This window comes from Asanoa ferruginea (assembly GCF_003387075.1).
GTDB classification, from domain to species: Bacteria; Actinomycetota; Actinomycetes; order Mycobacteriales; family Micromonosporaceae; genus Asanoa; species Asanoa ferruginea.
The window spans coordinates 730,397-746,899 of sequence record NZ_QUMQ01000001.1 but is presented as its reverse complement, the minus strand read 5'-3'; the positions used below and the strand labels follow the sequence as shown (position 1 = coordinate 746,899).

Below are 16,503 nucleotides of genomic sequence, written 5' to 3'. Positions count from 1 at the left end.
TCGGCGACGCCACCCGAATGGATAAGGAGTGACCATGCGCAACCGCAGCACACCGTCCATCCGTCGTCGATCGCTGGCCCTCGCCGCGGTGGGGGTCGTCGGGCTCAGCACGCTGGTCGGCCTGCCGGGGTCGTCATCAGCGGCCGCGGCGCTCGACGACCCCACCCGGCCCGGGTGGACCCTGCTCTACAACGAGAGTTTCGCCAACCCGATCGACACGGGCAACGCGCCGTGGGTGCGCGAGACCTATGCTCAGCCGTTCGACACCATGATGGACGACAATGGCCAGTGGTACCGCAACGACTACGGTCCAGCATGGACAACGGCGTTCAACTCGTTCCGCACCTACCGCAAGGAGTTTCCGGTCGGCCAGAACGGTTGGCTGACCGCCTCGCTGTCGGCGCGCGACTGGAACAACGACGGTGCCATCGAGTCGCCGCCGTCGCTGACCCGTGAAGCGCTCGGCAGCGAGTTCGTGGCCAAGATGAACGTGCCCGACCACACCGGCGGGGTGCTGTTGCGGCCCACCCAGAAGCTGCCCGACTACTACCGGGTCGAATACAAGCTCAAGACCATCGACTTCGGCGGGAAACGCAACGGCACCATCAACTACGGCGGGCGGATCAACGGGTACGGCACCAGCGGCTGCAAAACCCAACACCCGTGGGGTGAGGGTTCCGACAGCCCCGGCTGGACCGGCGACGCCTCGGTGCCCTACTGCGAGTGGCAGGACGTGCGGGCCGGCAACTACGGATACAACGGGTTCCATTTCATGTCCATCGTGGACTTCGCGAACCCGGCGCCGCGCAACAACCACTTCTGGCACTATCACCGCAAGGTGCTGATGGACTCGTTCTCCCAGCACCCCGATCGGGTCGGCACCGGCACCGGCGGGCGGGTCTGCGACTCCAACACCAACACCTATTACAACTACCGCGACGGCAATTTCAACACCGTCAACATGTGGATCAGCGGGATGCCCAACTGGAACCCGGGTCGGGGCGGGCTGGCCGGCAACTCGCAGTGGTTCATGACCTCGTGCTCCGGTGGCGTGGCCGAGCAGCAACTCTCGTCGGCCGCCGAACTCCAGCCGGAACTGATGCCCAACAGTTCCTACACGTTCGCGATCGAGCGCGACACCACCGGCTATGTGCTGGAGGTCAGCGGCAACTTCGCCCGGGTCGGGCAGAAGACGCTGCGGTTCCACCGGCCGTTCGTGGTCAACAACAACCCGATCTGGCACTACAACGTCAAGGCGAGCGAATACAACGGCCAGTTCAACGGCAATCTGGTGCAGAACGATTACAACGGGAGTACGACCTGGGCCAACCAATGGCCGTCCGGGTCCGCGTACCCGGATTATTTTGTGATTGGCGATGTCTACACCAACGTTTATGAAGGCAGCGCGAGTCTGACCGACGTGCGGCTCTATGTGCCGTCGGCCGCCCCGGCCAACCTGGCTCTCAACAAGCCGGCCACCGCCGACAGTCAGTGCGCGGCTGCCGAAGCGCCGGCCAAGGCGGTCAACGGCACGGTCAACGGCGGCAACGCCGACAAGTGGTGCTCGCTGGGCACGTCGAAGTGGATCCGGGTCGACCTCCAGTCGGCCACCCAGGTCGGCCGGGTGGTGCTGAAGCATTCCGGCGCCGGCGGCGAGAAGCCGGTCTGGAACACGCGTGATTTCGACGTGCAGGTCAGTCTCGACGGCGTGTCGTGGACGACCGTGGCGTCGCCCAGAGGCAACACGGCGAACGTGACGACGCACACCTTCACACCGCGTTCGGCGCGATATCTCCGGGTCAACGTGATCACGCCGACGAGTGACACGGACCGGGCCGCGCGGTTGTACGAGTTCGAGGCGTACGCCAGCTGATCTTGTAGGGAAGGGGTTCTGACGGACCCCTTCCCTACACTGGCTCCCGTGACCGCGTCCCTCGACTTCTGGCGTCGCCCGGGCCCGACCCCGGTGCAGCGCCGCATCGACGTGTTCATCGGGCTGGCGGCCACCGCGCTCGCGCTGCTCAACCTGGCGCTGACCACCTCGAGCGGTGCGCTGCTGATGGGCACGCCGCCATCGGTGCCGGAGCAGGTGGCCTGGACGGTGGCGATCGCGCTACCGCTGTGCTGGCGGCGCCGTTGGCCCGGCACGGTGGCCATCTTCGTCTCAGCGGCGTTCATCGCCGCGCAGGCTCGCGCCGCACCCGAGCAGCAACTCGCGTCCGGCATCCTGTTCGCGGTGATCTACACGGTCGGCGCCTGGGGCCGCGACCGGCGGCAGGCCAACTGGATCCGCATCGGCATCACCGCGGCGATGTTCGCGTGGCTCTTCATCAACATGATCATTTACCTGCCAGGCGCCGACACCAACGCCCCACACTTCGCACAGGCCTCGGGCGTCATGTCGCCCCTGGTGGCGATCGCGATCAACGGGGTGCTGCTCAACGCGTTGATCTTCGGTTTCGCCTACTTCTTCGGCCAGATGTCGTGGACGTCGGCCCGCCGCGAGCACCAGTTGGCGCTCCAGGCCGAGCAACTCCGCGAGTCGCAGGCCGAGGCACGCGAGCTGGCAGTCGCCGACGAGCGCTTGCGGATCGCGCGCGAGCTGCACGATGTGGTCGCCCACCACGTCTCGGTGATGGGCGTCCAGGCCTCGGCGGGCCGCCGAGTGCTCGACAAAGACCCGGCAAAGGCCCGCGCGGCCCTGGAGTCGGTCGAGCAGAGCGCCCGCACGGCCGTCGACGAACTACGCCGCATGCTGAGCCTGCTCCGCCAATCGGGCGACGCCCCTGGTGCGGCCGGCGGCGGCGTAGACCGCCTGGACGAGCTGTTGACCAACGCCCGCGAGGCGGGCTTGACCACGAAACTCGGCGTCTACGGTGACCCCGCACCGCTCCCGGAATCCTTGTCCCAGGCGATCTACCGGATAGTCCAGGAAGCCCTAACCAACACCCTGAAACACGCCGGCGCGGCCACCGTCGACGTGCGGATCCGCTATCTGGCCACCGAGGTGGAAGTAGACGTGACCGACGACGGGCGTTCGGTCGTGGCCAGCCAGCGGGTTGGCGGGATGGGCCTGATCGGGATGCGCGAGCGGGTGGCAGCCCACGACGGCGTGCTGGAGACCGGTCCGGTCGTCGACGGCCCGGGCCGTCGTGGGTTCCGGGTTCGGGCCCGCTTCCCCCTGACCCGCGTGGCGGTGGAGGCATGACCGAGTCCTGGAGCCCCGCTGCCACGGACCTTGTGGCTGGTTGCGGTGTGCCGGGCCCAGCCGCGGCCGTGGCGGTTCGTCGAGGAATGCCCGGCGCAGCCATGGCCCCCGCACCGGTGGTCGCGGCATGAGCGCGATCCGGGTTCTGCTCGCCGACGACCACCACCTGGTCCGTGCCGGGTTCCGGGTGATCCTCGAAACCGAAGATGACTTCGAGGTGGTTGGTGAGGCCTCTGACGGCGCCCAAGCGGTTCGGCTGGTCGGGTCGCTGCGGCCGGATGTCGTCCTGATGGACGTCGAGATGCCTGGCCTCGACGGTCTAGCCGCCACGCGGCAGATCACAGCCACGCCCGACGGGCCGGCCATCCTGATCCTGACCACCTTCGACCGCGACGACTACCTCTTCGCCGCCCTGGAGGCGGGTGCGAGCGGGTTCCTCCTCAAGAACGGCACTCCGGAGGACCTGATCGATGCCGTCCGCGTTCTGGCCCGTGGAGACGCCCTGCTCGCGCCTGAGATCACCCGCCGGGTGATCGCCACGTTCGCCCGCCCGGGCGGCACGCCGCGCACGAGCGGCGCCCAACTCGCGGAGCTCACCGCCCGCGAGCGCGAAGTGCTCGTCGCGATGGCCAGCGGCGCCACCAACGCCGAGATCGCTGCGTCTATGCACCTCGGCGAGGCCACGGTCAAAACCCACGTCAGTCGGGTGCTGACCAAGCTCGGCCTCCGTGACCGCACCCAGGCGGTCGTCTTCGCCTACGAACAAGGCGTCGTAACCCCCGGCGGCTAGGACAAACGGTGCGCAACTATGTCGGCTAAAGGGATGACGACTGTTTATTTGGTACCTAGCTGAATTACCAATGCTAGGAGTAGAAGAACAGCCGATACTGTGGTGTAGAAAATCTGGATCTTTTGACGCGACCTGATGGTGAATACCTTCGAAGTGCGACCGACGCGGACTTTAAACGAGTACGCGCTGTTCTTGCTTATGGATGCAGTAAGTCCTGCGCCAGGGAGGTATTGATCGATGATTCGTTCGAGTGCTTCGGCATGTAGTACTGCACCCACCAGGAGTCGGTGGTACCAAACTTGATCTACGAAGTAGAACGCCACCCAGACCACAAATCCCGCGAAGAGTATGGCGGAAGCCAAATGAATCTCGACTCCGAATAAAACTGAGCTTCGGTCGTCCTTAATTGCCAACGTTGCGCCGCCGAGAGCGAACGTCACAACGGTGAGTGCCAAGCTCCGAATTCTCAGCTCGATGTCGTTGAAATGTTTCTGTACTTCGACAGATTGTTTCCATAGCTCCAGGTAACCATTGAGTGTGTCTTTATCCTCCATTCCTCAAGCTCCAAATTTGAAGATGGAAAGAAGCTCGCCCATTCCGCAATTGAGAGTGTGCGTAGGTGTGATGAGCGTGCCGCGCGCGATTCGCCTCTCCCGTTCGACATCGTCGTCTGACCAGTGCGACACCCTGCGAAGCAGATCATATTCCGCTCGGTGATGGGCTACGCCGTATCGCGCCCAGACGTCGTTGACGTCAACGGCCTGCGCCATGGCTACATCTTTCATTAGGCTGTCCCCGATATAGACGACCTGCTCTGGCGGTGTTCCAGCTTCTTGGATGATTGCCGTCAGGACGCTTGGGTCCGGTTTGAGGACGCCTTTTGCGGTGTGCTTGTGCTTCGTTATCCGCAACTCGTAATACTCGCTAGGTTGGCTTCTCAGGGTCGCGGATGTGACGCCGTTGGGTAGGTCGTGATCACGCGGAGAATAAAGGGTATCGATTATCCCGTCGAGTCCGAACTTCTTGATCCGGCTCGCAGAGTGGTAAGCCAATGATTCGGTGTAACCAATAATGGTCACACCTCTTTCCTTGAGACTCTTGAGCGTTTCTATTACGCCTGGATACAGCTTGGAGGTGGCTTTTCGTGCTAATCGGTAACGATGGATTCCATCTTGGAATCTTGTGGCCAGATCTTCGTCGGGGTGTAGACGCTGTAGGGAAGGTATTTCATTCAGTAGATACGAATACTCGGAGGTGCCCCGGCGCTGGTGAATCGTCCTTATCTCTCCTTCGAGCACCTGCTGACTCAGTCCGGTCTCAGCGACCAGATACTGGAGCAGCGCGTTGAAGGATGCGTACCAGGTCTCCAGCCAGTCCCAAAGAGTGTTGTCAAGGTCGGTGACGACCAGGGTGATCCTTGTTGGGGCCTTCTCATCTGGCATGGTGACAACCTACTGGCCGGGTATGACAGATCGCGGCCGAGCCATTTATCGCTGTCGTGCCAGTTTGACCTGTTCTGGGGGACCACGCGGCGTGGGTCGGGACTCGGTGCATGCAGACCGGGTGTGTGCGCAGGGCTGCCTCCAGGTTGAATCGGCTGCGCGATGTCGTGAATCGAGCGGGGTTGTGCAGCACCCGGCCCAAGGCGAGGGTGGTTATGCCAGATACGACCGACCTACGAACATTGACCAAGATCCGTCGCGCGCGAGCAAACGCTTGACCACGCATCGCTCGACAACCGGACGCTCTCGTACCCGCTTGGGGGACCTGGGTCCGTCGCGCGGGGGAGATCGGCACTCGATCTCGCGCCGGACGACGGCGAAACCGCCCGTTCGTAGCCTGATAGGCATGACGAAGGTGCTTCATCTCGAAGCGATCAACCGGAGCTTCGGCGACCGCCGGGTGCTGCGCGACGTGACGTTCGATGTCACGGCCGGGCGGATGACCGGGTTTGTCGGTGCCAACGGGGCCGGCAAGACGACCAGTATGCGGATCATTCTGGGTGTGCTCGCGCCCGACTCGGGGGAGGTGACCTGGCAGGGGTCGCGGCTCACCCGGGAGGATCGGCGGCGGTTCGGCTACATGCCGGAGGAGCGGGGTCTCTACCCCAAGATGACCGTACGCGACCAGCTTGTCTACCTTGGACGGTTGCACGGCCTGAGCCTGGACACGGTGCGGCGTAACGTCAACGAGTTGCTCGAGTGGCTGAGCCTCGGCGAGCGGGCCGATGACCCCGTCGAGAACCTCTCGCTCGGCAACCAGCAGCGCGCGCAGATCGCTGCCGCCCTCGTGCACGACCCGGATGTGCTGGTGCTCGACGAGCCGTTCTCCGGGCTCGACCCGATGGCCGTCGACACCGTCGTCACGGTGCTGCGGGAGCGTACCCACCGCGGTGTTCCCGTGCTCTTCTCCAGCCACCAACTCGACGTCGTCGAGCGGCTCTGCGACGACCTCGTCATCATCGCCGACGGTTCGATCCGGGCCGCGGGTAGCCGCGATAGTTTGCGCGATGCGTACACGCAGAATCGATTCTCGATTGTCGTTGCCGGCGACGCCGGCTGGCTGCGTGACCAGCCTGGCGTGTCGCTGGTCGACCTCGATGGGGCGCGCGCGGTCTTCGACCTTGCCGCCGATGCCGACGACCAGGCTGTGCTGCGTGCGGCGCTGGAGCGCGGGGCGGTGCGGTCGTTCGGTCCGGTCACCCCGTCGCTCGCCGAGATCTTCCGTGAGGTTGCCCGATGAACACGTCGTCCGCGATCCGCCTGATCGCCGCCCGCGAGCTCAAAGTCAAGATCAAAGACAAGACCTTCCTCATCAGTACGATTTTCTTCCTGCTTTTCGCCATCGGCGGCACCGTGTTGCCGGCGGTGCTCGGCGGCGGGGCGTCCAGCGTCGCGGTTGCCGACGCCGCCACGGCGACCACGCTGCGCGACCACGGGCTCGAGGTGCGTCAGGTCGCCGACAATGCGGCCGCCGAGCAGGCCGTGCGCGACGGTGACGTGGACGCCGCGGTGGTGACGGGGGGCGGCGACCCGTCGGTGCTGGCCATGGACGAAGCGCCGAGCGACGTGGTCAGCGCGCTCAGCGTCGAGCCCACGGTGCGGCTGCTCAACCCCGACGCGCTCGACCCGCTGCTGGCCTACCTCGTGCCGTTCGGCTTCGCGCTCGTCTTCTTCTTCACCTCATTGACGTTCGGCCTGCAGATCGCGCAGAGCGTCGTGGAGGAGAAGCAGACCCGGATCGTCGAGATCCTGGTGGCCAGCGTGCCGACCCGGGCGTTGCTGGTCGGCAAGGTGGTCGCCGGCGGCATCCTCGCGCTGGCCCAGATCGCGCTGATCGCGGTCGTCACGATCGCCGGCACGCAACTGAGCGACAACGGCGAGTTGCTGTCGCTGATCGGCCCGTCGATCGGTTGGTTCATCCCGTTCTTCGTGGTCGGCTTCGTGATGCTCGCGGCGCTGTGGGCGGCGATGGGCGCGTTGGTCAACCGCGTCGAAGACCTCAACGGCGTCTCGATGCCGATGCAACTCGTGGTGATGGTGCCGTTCTTCCTGGTGATCTTCCTGAGCGACAACAAACCGGTGATGACGCTGCTGTCCTACATCCCGTTCTCGGCGCCGACGGCGATGCCGGTGCGGCTCTTCACCGGCGACGCGGCGGGCTGGGAACCGTTCCTGTCGCTGGGCGTCATGGTGCTCGCGGCAGCGGCGCTGATCGCGGTCGGTGCCCGGGTCTACGAGGGCTCGCTGTTGCGCACCAACGGCAAGACCTCGTTCGGCGCCGCCTTCCGCGACAAGGAAAGCCGGCGGTTGGCGGACCTCAACAACTGACATTGGGGGTACGGCGCGGGAGTCCGTTCCCGCGTCGTGCCGCCCTCACGCACCGAGCCGGAAACGGGTACGGCGCGGGAGTTCGCTCCCGCGCCGCACCGCGCTTCACGCGCTGAGGCGGAAGACCGGCCAGCCGATCTCGGTGCGCCACTGGCTTTCCACGTCGGTGTCGCGCGGACCGACCACATAGGTCTCGTAGATGGGCCCGTCGACGGCCAGCGCGTGCGCGACGACCCAGGCGCCGAGCCGGCCATAGCTGACGTCGATGCCGTCGTGATTTCCAGAGTGGACAGTGATAGCGAGGTCGACGGCCGGCAGCTCGACCACCTCGATCCGGCCGGCCGCCCGCGGGTCGCGCACCGGCCGGTAGACGGTCACCGAGCCGGCGCCGTCGGCGAACAGCTCGTTGGCATAGCGGCCGCCGGGCGGTCCGGTGCGTTCGGCCGGGGGATAGGCCGCGTCCAGCTCCGCCATCGCGGCGTCATACCAGGCGACCACCCCGTCGAGCGCCATCCGGTCACCGATCGCCGCGACCGTGCGCCCCGGCACCGACCGCAGCTCGACCTGGAGATCGGCCGGCTCCGGGCGCAGGAGTTGCCGCAACGAGACGACGGCCGACCGGGTGCGGTCCAGCTCCTCTTCGAGGCGGCGCAGGTGGCCGGTGATCAGGTCCGCGCGCCGCCCAGGGTCGTCGGTGGCGAGGATCGACTTCACTTCGGCCAGGGGTACGTCGAGTTGGCGCAGCCGGTGGATCACCTGCGCCGGCGGGATCTGCTCGGCCGAGTAGTAGCGGTAGCCGGTGAACGTGTCGACCGTCGCCGGCTCCAGCAGGCCCGCCTCGTGGTAGCGGCGGAGCGTCCGCACGCTCAGATGGGTCAGCGCGGCGAACTCTCCGATAGTCAGACCAGAATGCACGCCACCAAGTCTGGACCCTCTCCCCGCGGGAGGGTGGACGGTGGGTAAATGAACGCAACTGAGCTACCGAAGGTGATCACCGACTTCGTCACCGCGCTGGACGCCCGCGAGACCGACGTCGCGCTGGGTTTCCTCACGGACGAGGCGAGTGTCACCGATCAAGGCAAGACCTACCACGGTGCCGACGAGATCCGGGCCTGGCTGGTGGGCCCGGCGAGCGAATTCACCTACACCTCAGCGGTCACCGGTGTCACGATGGCCGATTCGCACCACTACGACGTACTCCAACATCTCGAAGGGAATTTTCCTAGCGGGGTCGTCGACCTGCACTATCGGTTCACCCTCGACGGCGGCAAGATCAGCCAGTTGGTGTGCGAGCCGTGAGGACCTGGTTCATCACCGGCGGAACGCCGGGCGGATTCGGCATGGCCTACGCGCAGGCGGCACTCGAAGCCGGCGACCGGGTCGTGCTGACCGCCCGGCGGGTCGAGCCGTTGCGCGCCTGGGCGGCCACGACCGATCGCGCGCTGGTGCTGCCGCTCGACGTGACCGACCCGGAACAGGTCCGGTCCGCGGTCCGCACGGCGGAGGACCACTTCGGCGGCATCGACGTGCTGGTCAACAACGCCGGCCGGGGCTGGTATGGCTCGGTCGAGGGGATGGCCGACGACGCCGTGCGGAGCCTGTTCGAGCTGAACTTCTTCGCGGTGCTGACCGTGCTGCGCGAGGTGCTGCCCGGCATGCGCGCCCGCGGCAACGGTTGGGTCGTCAACATGTCGTCGGTGGCGGGGCTGCGTGGGGTGACCGGGTTCGGCTACTACAGCGCGGCGAAACACGCGATCGAGGCGATCACCGAGGTGCTCCGCAACGAGGTCGAACCGCTCGGGATCCGGGTGCTGGCGGTCGAGCCAGGCGCGTTCCGCACGGCGGCGTACGCCGGCTTCGCCGACGAGCCCGTCGGGGAGACCATTGTGGACTACAAGCCGATGCTGGACGAGGTACGCGGCGCGATGGTCGACCAACACGGCAACCAGCCGGGCGACCCGGAGCGCGGCGCCCGCGCGGTCATTGCCGCCATGGCCCAGGATCCGCCACCGAAGCGCCTGGTCCTCGGCAGCGGCGCCTTCGACGTGGTCACCGCGACCCTGGACGACGCGCTGGCCGACGTCCGCGCCTCCGAAACCCTCTCCCGCGGAGCGGACTACCCGGCCTAATCTGGGCCGATGCTGGTCAGGTTCCCGGCGTCGCTTGACGAACACGCGGCTGCGGTCACGGCGGCGTTGCCCAGTGATCGTTCCGCGCTTGGGTCGTTCGAAGTCGTCGTCGACGGCGAGCCGATGGTCGTGCCCGACCGCATCTATGCCGACGAGCCGCCGCCCGAGGTATGGGCGGCGCTGCGACCGATCGAGCAGACGATGCTGCACTGCCTCTACACGAGGCACCACGACGGGCGCGTGCGGGAGCGGCATCTCGCCGAGATCATGACCCGCACCGAGCCGTGGATCGCACCGTTCGTCGTCCACCTCGTCGGCGAGTATGTCGTCGAGATCGTCGAGCTGATCCAGCGGTCGCTCACCGACCTGCGCGGCTACCGCCGGTTCGCCGCCGCGAATCCGGCTTTCATCGACCTCACCTATCAACGTGCGGTGAGCTACTGGGACTGCTACTACCGGTGGCCCTATCCGAACCTGAAGAGCTACCCCGGAGTCGTCCTCATCGGGCCGCTGAGATCTCGGAGGCGTGTTCGACCGCCCATTCACCGATCGCGATGATCAGCGGGAGCAGCGACCGGCCCAGGTCGGTGAGCGCGTATTCGACCCGCTCCGGCGTCTCCCTGCGGCTGACCAACCCATCGCTTTCGAGGGCCCGCAAGGTGCGGGTGAGGATGCGCCGGCTCAGCCCGTGCACCGTGCGGTCGAGTTCGTTGAAACCGTAAGCGCGGTCGGCGAGCAGGGCGAGGATCAGCACGCTCCACTTCTCGCCGACGCGCCGCAGGATGTCGGTCGCCGCGCACGACGCGCGGTCGGCCAGGGTCACGGGAAGCGGCAGGACCGGTGACATCAATGTGCCTTCTTTCGGCGGGGAGGGGCGGAAACCCACCATCAACCGTATGCGCACAGTGGTGATCACCGGCGGGACCCGTGGCATCGGCGGGGCACTCGCCAGCAGGCTGGCCGGGGACAACGTAATCGCGATCGGCAGCGCCGACGCCGATCTGAGCTCGATCCGGGAGACGCGCGCGCTGGCCGAGCGGCTGCCCGCGAAGATCGACGTGTTGGTGTTGGCGGCCGGGCGGTTCGACCAGCGCCGCGTCGTCACGGCGGAGGGCTTCGAGCAGACCTTCGCGTTGTACGTGCTCAGCCGCTACCTGCTCGCCGAACGCCTGCGGCCCGCGCTCGAGCGGGCCGAAACGCCGATCATCCTCAACCTCAGCGGCACCGGTGGCATCAAGGCCGGCCGGATCCACTGGAACGACCTCCAGTTGGAAAGCGGCTACCGCATGTTCGAGGCCACCATGCAGGGCGCCCGGGCCAACGACCTGCTCGGCGTCGGGTTCGCCGCGCACGGCGGGCCGATCCGCTACGTCCTCTACAACCCGCTGTTCGTCAACAGCGGCATGCACCGCCAGCTCCGCCAGCCCGCCCGAGCCATCACGGGGGCAGCCGCCGCCCTCTTCGCCGAGTCGACCGACAAGGCCGCGGGCCGCCTGGTCACCCTGCTGGCCCAACCACCGACCGCGCCACTGACCGCACTGCGCCGCGGCCGACCGGTCCGCCTCGACCGGCCCGAGTTCTACCCCGCCGCAGCGAGGCGGCTCTACACACTCCTGGCGGATCTGACCGCTGGCCCGACCTCGACACCGCGGCAGTGAAACGGCTCCACCAGCCGCCAGCGGACCTGACCGCTGGCCCGACCTCGGGCACCGCGGCGGTGAGAGGGCTCTACCAACCGTTAGTGGACCTGACCGCCGCTTAGGTCGCGGGCGGCTCGTTCGAGGAGAGTGTCGATCGTGCCGCGGTCGTAGCCCCGGAACACGACCGGCAGCCGCGCCTCGTGGATCGCCCGCAGCGCCTCGGCCCGGCGGAACGGGTCGTCGCCGTTGAGCGCGGCGCCGATCGTCGCGAACAGCGCGTCGGTCTCCGCGATGCGATAGCCACGCAAGACGACCATCAGCCTGGGAGCATCTCCGCCAGCGCCGCCACTAGCGGCAGTGCCAGCGCCAGCGGCACGGCCACCGTCGACGGCACCGCCGCCGCGACCGCGGCCGCCGCCGGCGCCGGCTAGGGTCCCGCCGCGCTCTGCCAGCCAGGCGTCGACCTGCACGCGGTCGTAGCCGCGCAGCGCGACGGTTGGCTCACCGGCCGCCCTGACTGCCGCGGCGATCCGGACCGGATCGCCGGCCGCCGCCTCGACCTCGTGCACGAGGTCGTCGATTGTCGCTCGGTCGTATCCGCGCAAACTGATATCGAATTCAGCCACGGCGATCATTGTCCCCTTAGGTCAAGCGGTGTCCAGGGTGGCTTTGGCCCGGCTTTCCCACTCGAGCCAGCGCAGCAACGTCAACCCGAGCAGCGCGTAGAAGGCGCCCAGCGCCAACTCGGTCAGCAGCGCCCCGCCGACCTCGCCCAGACGATGGCCGGCGGCCAGGTCGTGGGTGGCCTCGATGCCGTGGGTCATCGGCAGCCAGCCGGCCACGCCCTGCATCCAGCCGGGCATCGCACTGATCGGCACGTTCACGCCGGCGAAGACGATCAGGATGCCGAGCACGATGTTGGACAGGACCGCGGTTTCGCGTACGCGTAAGGCGATCGCGGCCCCCAGCAGCCCCAGTCCTGTGCACGAGACCGAGCACGCGGCGATCGCGATTGCGATGCCGCCCCAGGTGGCCGGTGGGATGTCGACCCGGAGCAGCAGGCTGCCGACCACCAGGGCGAAGACGGCGACCAGGAAGCCGTTGAGGATCACCGGCAGGGCGCGGCCGAGGAACAGCGGCACGCGGCTGGCCGGCGACGCGATCAGCAGGGGCAGCGTGCCGGCGTTGCGTTCGCCGCCGATCGTGTTGCCCATCGCGAACAGGCAGGGGATGGCGGCGTTGACCACCGCGTTGCCGATCAGGAAGAAGCGGTCGTCGCTCACGCCCGCCGTGCGTCCGATGAAGACGAACAGCAGGATCTGGAACAGCGGCGTGAAGAGGAAGGTGGGGATGAGAATCCACGGCGACAGCCAGCCGAAGAGGGCGCGATAGCTGGTCAGCCCGCCGACGAAGAAGATCCGCAGGTTGGTCATCAGCTCAGCGCCAGGGTCGCGTTGGCGCGGGCGGAGTGCACCATCCATCGGGAGACCACCGTCGCGATCAGGCCATAGCTCGCGGCGGTCAGCAGGCACCAGCCGAGGTCGGCCCACGGGCTCTCGCCGGTGGCCGCCGCGCGCATCGCGGCGACGCCCCACGTGGGTGCCAGCACCGACGACAACGGGCGCACCCACGCCGGCAGGTCGCTCAGCGCGACCAGGAACCCGCAGATCAGCCAGACCGGCATCTCGATCGCCGAGCCGAGCGCCCAGGCGAAGCGGTAGCGGATCGACGAGATGGCGATGAGCATGCCGAGCATCGCGATCGAGAACACGGTGACGACCACGGCGACCACGAAGACCAGCGGGTCGGCGATCGCGAGCTTGATGCCGAAGGCGAGCCGGCCCCAGAGCAGCGTCGCCGCCATGCTGTAGGCGCCGATCGTCGCCATCGACAGGGTCAGCGGCACCAGCAGCAGCGCGAACGGCTGCGGCGCCAGCACCAGCAGCTCCAACGTGCCCTGGCGGCGCTCGGTCTGCAACGCGAACGCGGCGGTCGTGCTCACCGCCGACCAGATGCCCATCGCGCTGGACCCCACCGCCGCCGACAGCAACGCCGGCCCGGCCGCGCCGCCCTGCTTGAACATCATGAAGATCGTGGTGGCGAAGAACGCCGGATAGAGCAGCGACAGCAGCCCGTCGAAGGCCGACCGGCTGCGTATCTTGAGCTGTAGCCACCAGGCCACGCCCACCAGGCGGAACACCCTCACGCGGCGTTCACCAGCTCGATGTAGGCGTCTTCGAGCGTGGGCTCCCGGGTGATCACGCGACCGAACCGGCTGCCGTCGAGGTGGCGCATCACCGTCTGGGTCACGTCGGTGCCCGGCCGGGCGTGCACGGCCAGCACCTCGGCCTGGCCCCGCACGTCGACCATGACCGACTGCACGTCTTGCTCGGCCCGCACCTTCTCCACCAGGCCGTCGGGCAGACCGAAGACCTCGATCTCGAGGACCGTGCCGGTGGTCACCTGCTGCTTGAGGTCGTGTGGGGTGTCGAGCGCGACGATCCGGCCCTGGGCGATCACCGCGATGCGGTCGCACAGCTCGTCGGCCTCGAACATGTAGTGAGTGGTGAGCAGGACCGTCGTGCCCGTCTCGACCAAATTCTTGACCGTTGCCCGCAGTTCCCGCGCGCCGACCGGGTCGATGCCGATGCTGGGCTCGTCGAGAAACAGCACCTCGGGCCGGTGCAACAGGCCGCGGGCGATGTGCAGCCGTTGCCGCATGCCGCGCGAGTAGCCCTCGACCCGCTCCTTCTCCCGGCCGGTCAGCCCGACCAGGTCGAGCAGCTCGGCGACGCGTTGCTTGGACTCCCGCGGTGGCACGCCGTAAAGCTCGGCGAAGTAGCGCAGGTTGTCGAGCCCGGACAACCGCTCGTAGAGGCCACGATCGCCACCGAAGACATAACCGACCTTCCGGCGGAGGTCGCGCGCGTCGGCGACAACGTCGTGGCCGAGCACCTGTGCCCGGCCCGCGGTCGGCAACAGCAACGTGATCAGCATCTTGATGGTCGTCGTCTTGCCCGCGCCATTGGGCCCGAGCAGACCGAAGAGCTCGCCGCGCTCGACCGTGAAGCTCACGCCCTTGACGGCCTCGATCTCCTTGCCGGGCCGGCGAAAGAGACCTTTCCTGCTGCGAAAAGTGCGGGCCAGCCCATCGACCTCGATCACCGGTGCGGCCATCGTGCATCATCCCCGTCCGTTGGCTACCCGAGGCTCCTACATGAACCGACTTCGCGCCACCCCGAATTGGCGATCCTGTGCGGTGAGGCGCAAGATCCGAGACATGTTGGCCTACTCAGCGACACCGGGCGACCGGGCCGCGAGCTTGCGCACGGATCCGGCCTGGGTCGACTCACAGTTGGGTCGGGCCGACACCCGCGTCCTACCGATGTGGCGCGATCGGCCGCTCATGTCGGCCGCCGGCACGCCACGAACGCTCACTGGCCCGCTAGCCAAGGCCGTGCTGGCGGCGGCGAGCCAGACGGTGCTGCTCAGCACCGCGGTCTTTGCCGCCGACCTCAGTGACGTCACGGAGGAGGAGGCGTTGCGCCTCGCCGGCGCGGAGGAGAGTGCCGACCTGCGCGGGCTCGTGAATTCGTTGCCAGGAACGGAATTGGCGACATTGGCGTACGCCCGCGGGTTGCTCTTCTGGAATCGCAACGCACGCTTCTGCGGATCGTGCGGCGGGGCGACCGAGACCGCGCACGCCGGCCATCTCCGGCTCTGCCCGGCGTGTGACCGGCTGCATTTCCCGCGGATCGAGCCCGCGGTGATCGCGCTGGTCGAGAGCCCCGATCCGCAGCCGCGCTGTCTGCTCGCCCGCCATCAGGGTGCGGGACCCGACGGCTTCGCCCTGCTGGCCGGGTTCGTCGAGATCGGCGAGAGCCTGGAGGGCGCGGTGCGCCGCGAGATCCGCGAAGAGGCCGGCGTCACGCTCGGGGAGGTGACCTACCGGGGTTCGCAGGGCTGGCCGTTCCCGGCCGGGCTGATGATCGGCTTCGTCGCGCAGGCCACCGACGAGCAGGTCACGGTGGACGGGTCGGAACTGGTGGAGGCCCGCTGGTTTACCCGCGCCGAGGTCGTCGAGCGGATCGTCAACGGCCCGGGATCCGGCCCGCCCGACTCGATCGGCGGCTGGCTGCTGCGTTCGTGGGCCGGCCTCGACTAGGGCGGTCCCTGCCTGATGCGTGCGGCACTGTCGGCACGCCACCAGCCCAACGCTTCCACCCACCAGGTGATGCCGGTGTCCGCGTAGGGTCCGATGCCCTCGCCCGCTGTGGTCGCTCCCTCGATCGCGATGTCGGGGCGACCGGCGGAGAGCCCGCGGATGAACGACGCGGCGGCGGTGACGTCGGCGACCGGCGGGTTGCGGGTGTAGTGGCCGGCGAAGGTCGGCAGCGCGCCGTCGAAGCGGGCGGCCCGGCGCAGCCCGACCCGCCGCGGCCACTGGCCACCGCACCAGATCGGGATCGGGTCGACACCCCACTGCGACCAGAGCCGCGTCAATGTGTCCAGCCGTTCGTCGAGCGCCCGTCCCCGGGCCCGCAGGTCGGGATCGAGCCCGAAGGCGGCGTACTCCCGATCCAATGATCCGATGATGGCGAGCACGGTCAGCCGCCCACCGGAGAGCGCCGCGATGGCCGCGGTGTCCTGGGCGACGTCTTGCACCTGCCGCCGCGGCAGCACCACGGTCAGGATGATCCGGATGCGTGAGGTCCGAGCCGCGATGGCCGCGGCCGCGACGGTGGAACTGGCGACCGGCCAGCCGGGCTCGTCGAACAGCAGGTGGTCCCAGAGTTGCACGCCGTCCCAGCCCTGTTGCTCGGCGCTGACCGCGAGGTCGGTCAGGACGCCGACGTCGCCGAACTCGCCGACGGTGGGCAACCCGACGGCGAACTTCAGACCCATG

Annotated in this window: 19 protein-coding genes; 10 read left to right on the top strand and 9 right to left on the bottom strand. The window is 67.7% G+C overall.

Translation table 11 applies throughout. The features are described from left to right. The first annotated feature begins 34 nt into the window (after positions 1-34). From DFJ67_RS03720 to DFJ67_RS03710, 3 genes are all read left to right on the top strand, one after another. Positions 35-1,873 carry a discoidin domain-containing protein gene (locus tag DFJ67_RS03720; RefSeq protein ID WP_203783021.1) on the top strand — a complete coding sequence of 613 codons (1,839 nt, stop codon included), beginning with the start codon at positions 35-37 and terminating at the stop codon, positions 1,871-1,873. Between the two features lie 48 nt (positions 1,874-1,921). Further along, a complete protein-coding gene (locus DFJ67_RS03715; RefSeq protein ID WP_239096942.1) occupies positions 1,922-3,208 on the top strand; it encodes a sensor histidine kinase in 1,287 nt (428 codons plus the stop codon). A 127-nt stretch (positions 3,209-3,335) separates the two neighbouring features. Then, on the top strand, positions 3,336-3,998 hold the full coding sequence (locus tag DFJ67_RS03710; RefSeq protein WP_116066573.1) for a response regulator: 663 nt from the start codon (positions 3,336-3,338) through the stop codon (positions 3,996-3,998). A gap of 44 nt (positions 3,999-4,042) precedes the next feature. On the opposite strand, the gene DFJ67_RS03705 is transcribed toward DFJ67_RS03710, so the two are convergent. Both DFJ67_RS03705 and DFJ67_RS03700 read right to left on the bottom strand, forming a co-directional pair. Beyond that, a complete protein-coding gene (locus DFJ67_RS03705; RefSeq protein ID WP_116066572.1) occupies positions 4,043-4,552 on the bottom strand; it encodes a hypothetical protein in 510 nt (169 codons plus the stop codon). A gap of 3 nt (positions 4,553-4,555) precedes the next feature. Beyond that, positions 4,556-5,440, bottom strand: a complete 885-nt coding sequence (locus DFJ67_RS03700) for an HAD family hydrolase (RefSeq protein ID WP_116066571.1) — start codon at positions 5,438-5,440, stop codon at positions 4,556-4,558. A gap of 406 nt (positions 5,441-5,846) precedes the next feature. On the opposite strand from DFJ67_RS03700, the gene DFJ67_RS03695 reads away from it, so the two are divergent. Together DFJ67_RS03695 and DFJ67_RS03690 are read left to right on the top strand one after the other, a co-directional pair. Continuing rightward, on the top strand, positions 5,847-6,740 hold the full coding sequence (locus tag DFJ67_RS03695) for an ABC transporter ATP-binding protein (RefSeq protein ID WP_116066570.1): 894 nt from the start codon (positions 5,847-5,849) through the stop codon (positions 6,738-6,740). Next, the gene (locus DFJ67_RS03690; RefSeq protein WP_116066569.1) at positions 6,737-7,828 is read left to right on the top strand and encodes an ABC transporter permease; all 1,092 of its coding nucleotides are present in this window, start codon (positions 6,737-6,739) and stop codon (positions 7,826-7,828) included. Before DFJ67_RS03695 ends, DFJ67_RS03690 begins: the two co-directional genes overlap by 4 nt. Positions 7,829-7,933: 105 nt before the next feature. Here the strand turns inward: DFJ67_RS03690 and DFJ67_RS03685 are convergent, their stop codons facing one another. After that, positions 7,934-8,743, bottom strand: coding sequence for a MerR family transcriptional regulator (locus DFJ67_RS03685; protein WP_116066568.1), 810 nt, complete (start codon positions 8,741-8,743; stop codon positions 7,934-7,936). A 48-nt stretch (positions 8,744-8,791) separates the two neighbouring features. Between DFJ67_RS03685 and DFJ67_RS03680 the strand changes: the two genes are divergently transcribed. From DFJ67_RS03680 to DFJ67_RS03670, 3 genes are read left to right on the top strand one after another with little or no spacing between them, the layout of a single operon-like run. Further along, positions 8,792-9,127 carry a nuclear transport factor 2 family protein gene (locus DFJ67_RS03680; protein WP_116066567.1) on the top strand — a complete coding sequence of 112 codons (336 nt, stop codon included), beginning with the start codon at positions 8,792-8,794 and terminating at the stop codon, positions 9,125-9,127. Next, positions 9,124-9,957, top strand: a complete 834-nt coding sequence (locus DFJ67_RS03675) for an SDR family NAD(P)-dependent oxidoreductase (RefSeq protein ID WP_116066566.1) — start codon at positions 9,124-9,126, stop codon at positions 9,955-9,957. The genes DFJ67_RS03680 and DFJ67_RS03675 overlap by 4 nt, the downstream gene beginning before the upstream one ends. A 9-nt stretch (positions 9,958-9,966) precedes the next feature. Next, on the top strand, positions 9,967-10,515 hold the full coding sequence (locus tag DFJ67_RS03670; RefSeq protein WP_116066565.1) for a hypothetical protein: 549 nt from the start codon (positions 9,967-9,969) through the stop codon (positions 10,513-10,515). Here the strand turns inward: DFJ67_RS03670 and DFJ67_RS03665 are convergent. Beyond that, positions 10,457-10,804 carry a winged helix-turn-helix transcriptional regulator gene (locus DFJ67_RS03665; protein WP_203783022.1) on the bottom strand — a complete coding sequence of 116 codons (348 nt, stop codon included), beginning with the start codon at positions 10,802-10,804 and terminating at the stop codon, positions 10,457-10,459. The two genes, DFJ67_RS03670 and DFJ67_RS03665, sit on opposite strands and share 59 nt — an antisense overlap. A 49-nt stretch (positions 10,805-10,853) precedes the next feature. Between DFJ67_RS03665 and DFJ67_RS03660 the strand changes: the two genes are divergently transcribed. Continuing rightward, on the top strand, positions 10,854-11,615 hold the full coding sequence (locus DFJ67_RS03660; protein ID WP_116066563.1) for a Rossmann-fold NAD(P)-binding domain-containing protein: 762 nt from the start codon (positions 10,854-10,856) through the stop codon (positions 11,613-11,615). An 80-nt stretch (positions 11,616-11,695) separates the two neighbouring features. Here the strand turns inward: DFJ67_RS03660 and DFJ67_RS03655 are convergent, their stop codons facing one another. The 4 genes from DFJ67_RS03655 to DFJ67_RS03640 are packed head-to-tail and all read right to left on the bottom strand — an operon-like array spanning position 11,696 to position 14,774. Beyond that, positions 11,696-12,223, bottom strand: a complete 528-nt coding sequence (locus DFJ67_RS03655; RefSeq protein WP_147315409.1) for a hypothetical protein — start codon at positions 12,221-12,223, stop codon at positions 11,696-11,698. Between the two features lie 21 nt (positions 12,224-12,244). After that, on the bottom strand, positions 12,245-13,078 hold the full coding sequence (locus tag DFJ67_RS03650; protein ID WP_116066561.1) for an ABC transporter permease: 834 nt from the start codon (positions 13,076-13,078) through the stop codon (positions 12,245-12,247). Further along, entirely contained in the window at positions 13,030-13,803 is a 774-nt protein-coding gene (locus tag DFJ67_RS03645; RefSeq protein WP_116066560.1) for an ABC transporter permease, read from the bottom strand. The genes DFJ67_RS03650 and DFJ67_RS03645 overlap by 49 nt, the downstream gene beginning before the upstream one ends. After that, positions 13,800-14,774, bottom strand: coding sequence for an ABC transporter ATP-binding protein (locus tag DFJ67_RS03640; protein ID WP_116066559.1), 975 nt, complete (start codon positions 14,772-14,774; stop codon positions 13,800-13,802). The genes DFJ67_RS03645 and DFJ67_RS03640 overlap by 4 nt, the downstream gene beginning before the upstream one ends. A gap of 103 nt (positions 14,775-14,877) precedes the next feature. Between DFJ67_RS03640 and nudC the strand changes: the two genes are divergently transcribed. Continuing rightward, entirely contained in the window at positions 14,878-15,762 is an 885-nt protein-coding gene (gene nudC / locus DFJ67_RS03635) for an NAD(+) diphosphatase (RefSeq protein WP_116066558.1), read from the top strand. Here the strand turns inward: nudC and DFJ67_RS03630 are convergent. Next, positions 15,759-16,502, bottom strand: coding sequence for an LLM class flavin-dependent oxidoreductase (locus DFJ67_RS03630; protein ID WP_116066557.1), 744 nt, complete (start codon positions 16,500-16,502; stop codon positions 15,759-15,761). The two genes, nudC and DFJ67_RS03630, sit on opposite strands and share 4 nt — an antisense overlap. Between the last annotated feature and the right edge of the window lies 1 nt (position 16,503).

What these genes read in the sequence shown, in the direction of transcription:
- DFJ67_RS03720 (WP_203783021.1), top strand. Translation starts at nt 35, where the DNA reads ATGCGCAACCGCAGCACACCGTCCATCCGTCGTCGATCGCTGGCCCTC.
- DFJ67_RS03710 (WP_116066573.1), top strand. Translation starts at nt 3,336, where the DNA reads ATGAGCGCGATCCGGGTTCTGCTCGCCGACGACCACCACCTGGTCCGT.
- DFJ67_RS03705 (WP_116066572.1), bottom strand. Translation starts at nt 4,552, where the DNA reads ATGGAGGATAAAGACACACTCAATGGTTACCTGGAGCTATGGAAACAA.
- DFJ67_RS03700 (WP_116066571.1), bottom strand. Translation starts at nt 5,440, where the DNA reads ATGCCAGATGAGAAGGCCCCAACAAGGATCACCCTGGTCGTCACCGAC.
- DFJ67_RS03695 (WP_116066570.1), top strand. Translation starts at nt 5,847, where the DNA reads ATGACGAAGGTGCTTCATCTCGAAGCGATCAACCGGAGCTTCGGCGAC.
- DFJ67_RS03690 (WP_116066569.1), top strand. Translation starts at nt 6,737, where the DNA reads ATGAACACGTCGTCCGCGATCCGCCTGATCGCCGCCCGCGAGCTCAAA.
- DFJ67_RS03680 (WP_116066567.1), top strand. Translation starts at nt 8,792, where the DNA reads ATGAACGCAACTGAGCTACCGAAGGTGATCACCGACTTCGTCACCGCG.
- DFJ67_RS03670 (WP_116066565.1), top strand. Translation starts at nt 9,967, where the DNA reads ATGCTGGTCAGGTTCCCGGCGTCGCTTGACGAACACGCGGCTGCGGTC.
- DFJ67_RS03665 (WP_203783022.1), bottom strand. Translation starts at nt 10,804, where the DNA reads ATGTCACCGGTCCTGCCGCTTCCCGTGACCCTGGCCGACCGCGCGTCG.
- DFJ67_RS03660 (WP_116066563.1), top strand. Translation starts at nt 10,854, where the DNA reads ATGCGCACAGTGGTGATCACCGGCGGGACCCGTGGCATCGGCGGGGCA.
- DFJ67_RS03650 (WP_116066561.1), bottom strand. Translation starts at nt 13,078, where the DNA reads ATGGATGGTGCACTCCGCCCGCGCCAACGCGACCCTGGCGCTGAGCTG.
- DFJ67_RS03640 (WP_116066559.1), bottom strand. Translation starts at nt 14,774, where the DNA reads ATGGCCGCACCGGTGATCGAGGTCGATGGGCTGGCCCGCACTTTTCGC.
- nudC (WP_116066558.1), top strand. Translation starts at nt 14,878, where the DNA reads ATGTTGGCCTACTCAGCGACACCGGGCGACCGGGCCGCGAGCTTGCGC.
- DFJ67_RS03630 (WP_116066557.1), bottom strand. Translation starts at nt 16,502, where the DNA reads ATGGGTCTGAAGTTCGCCGTCGGGTTGCCCACCGTCGGCGAGTTCGGC.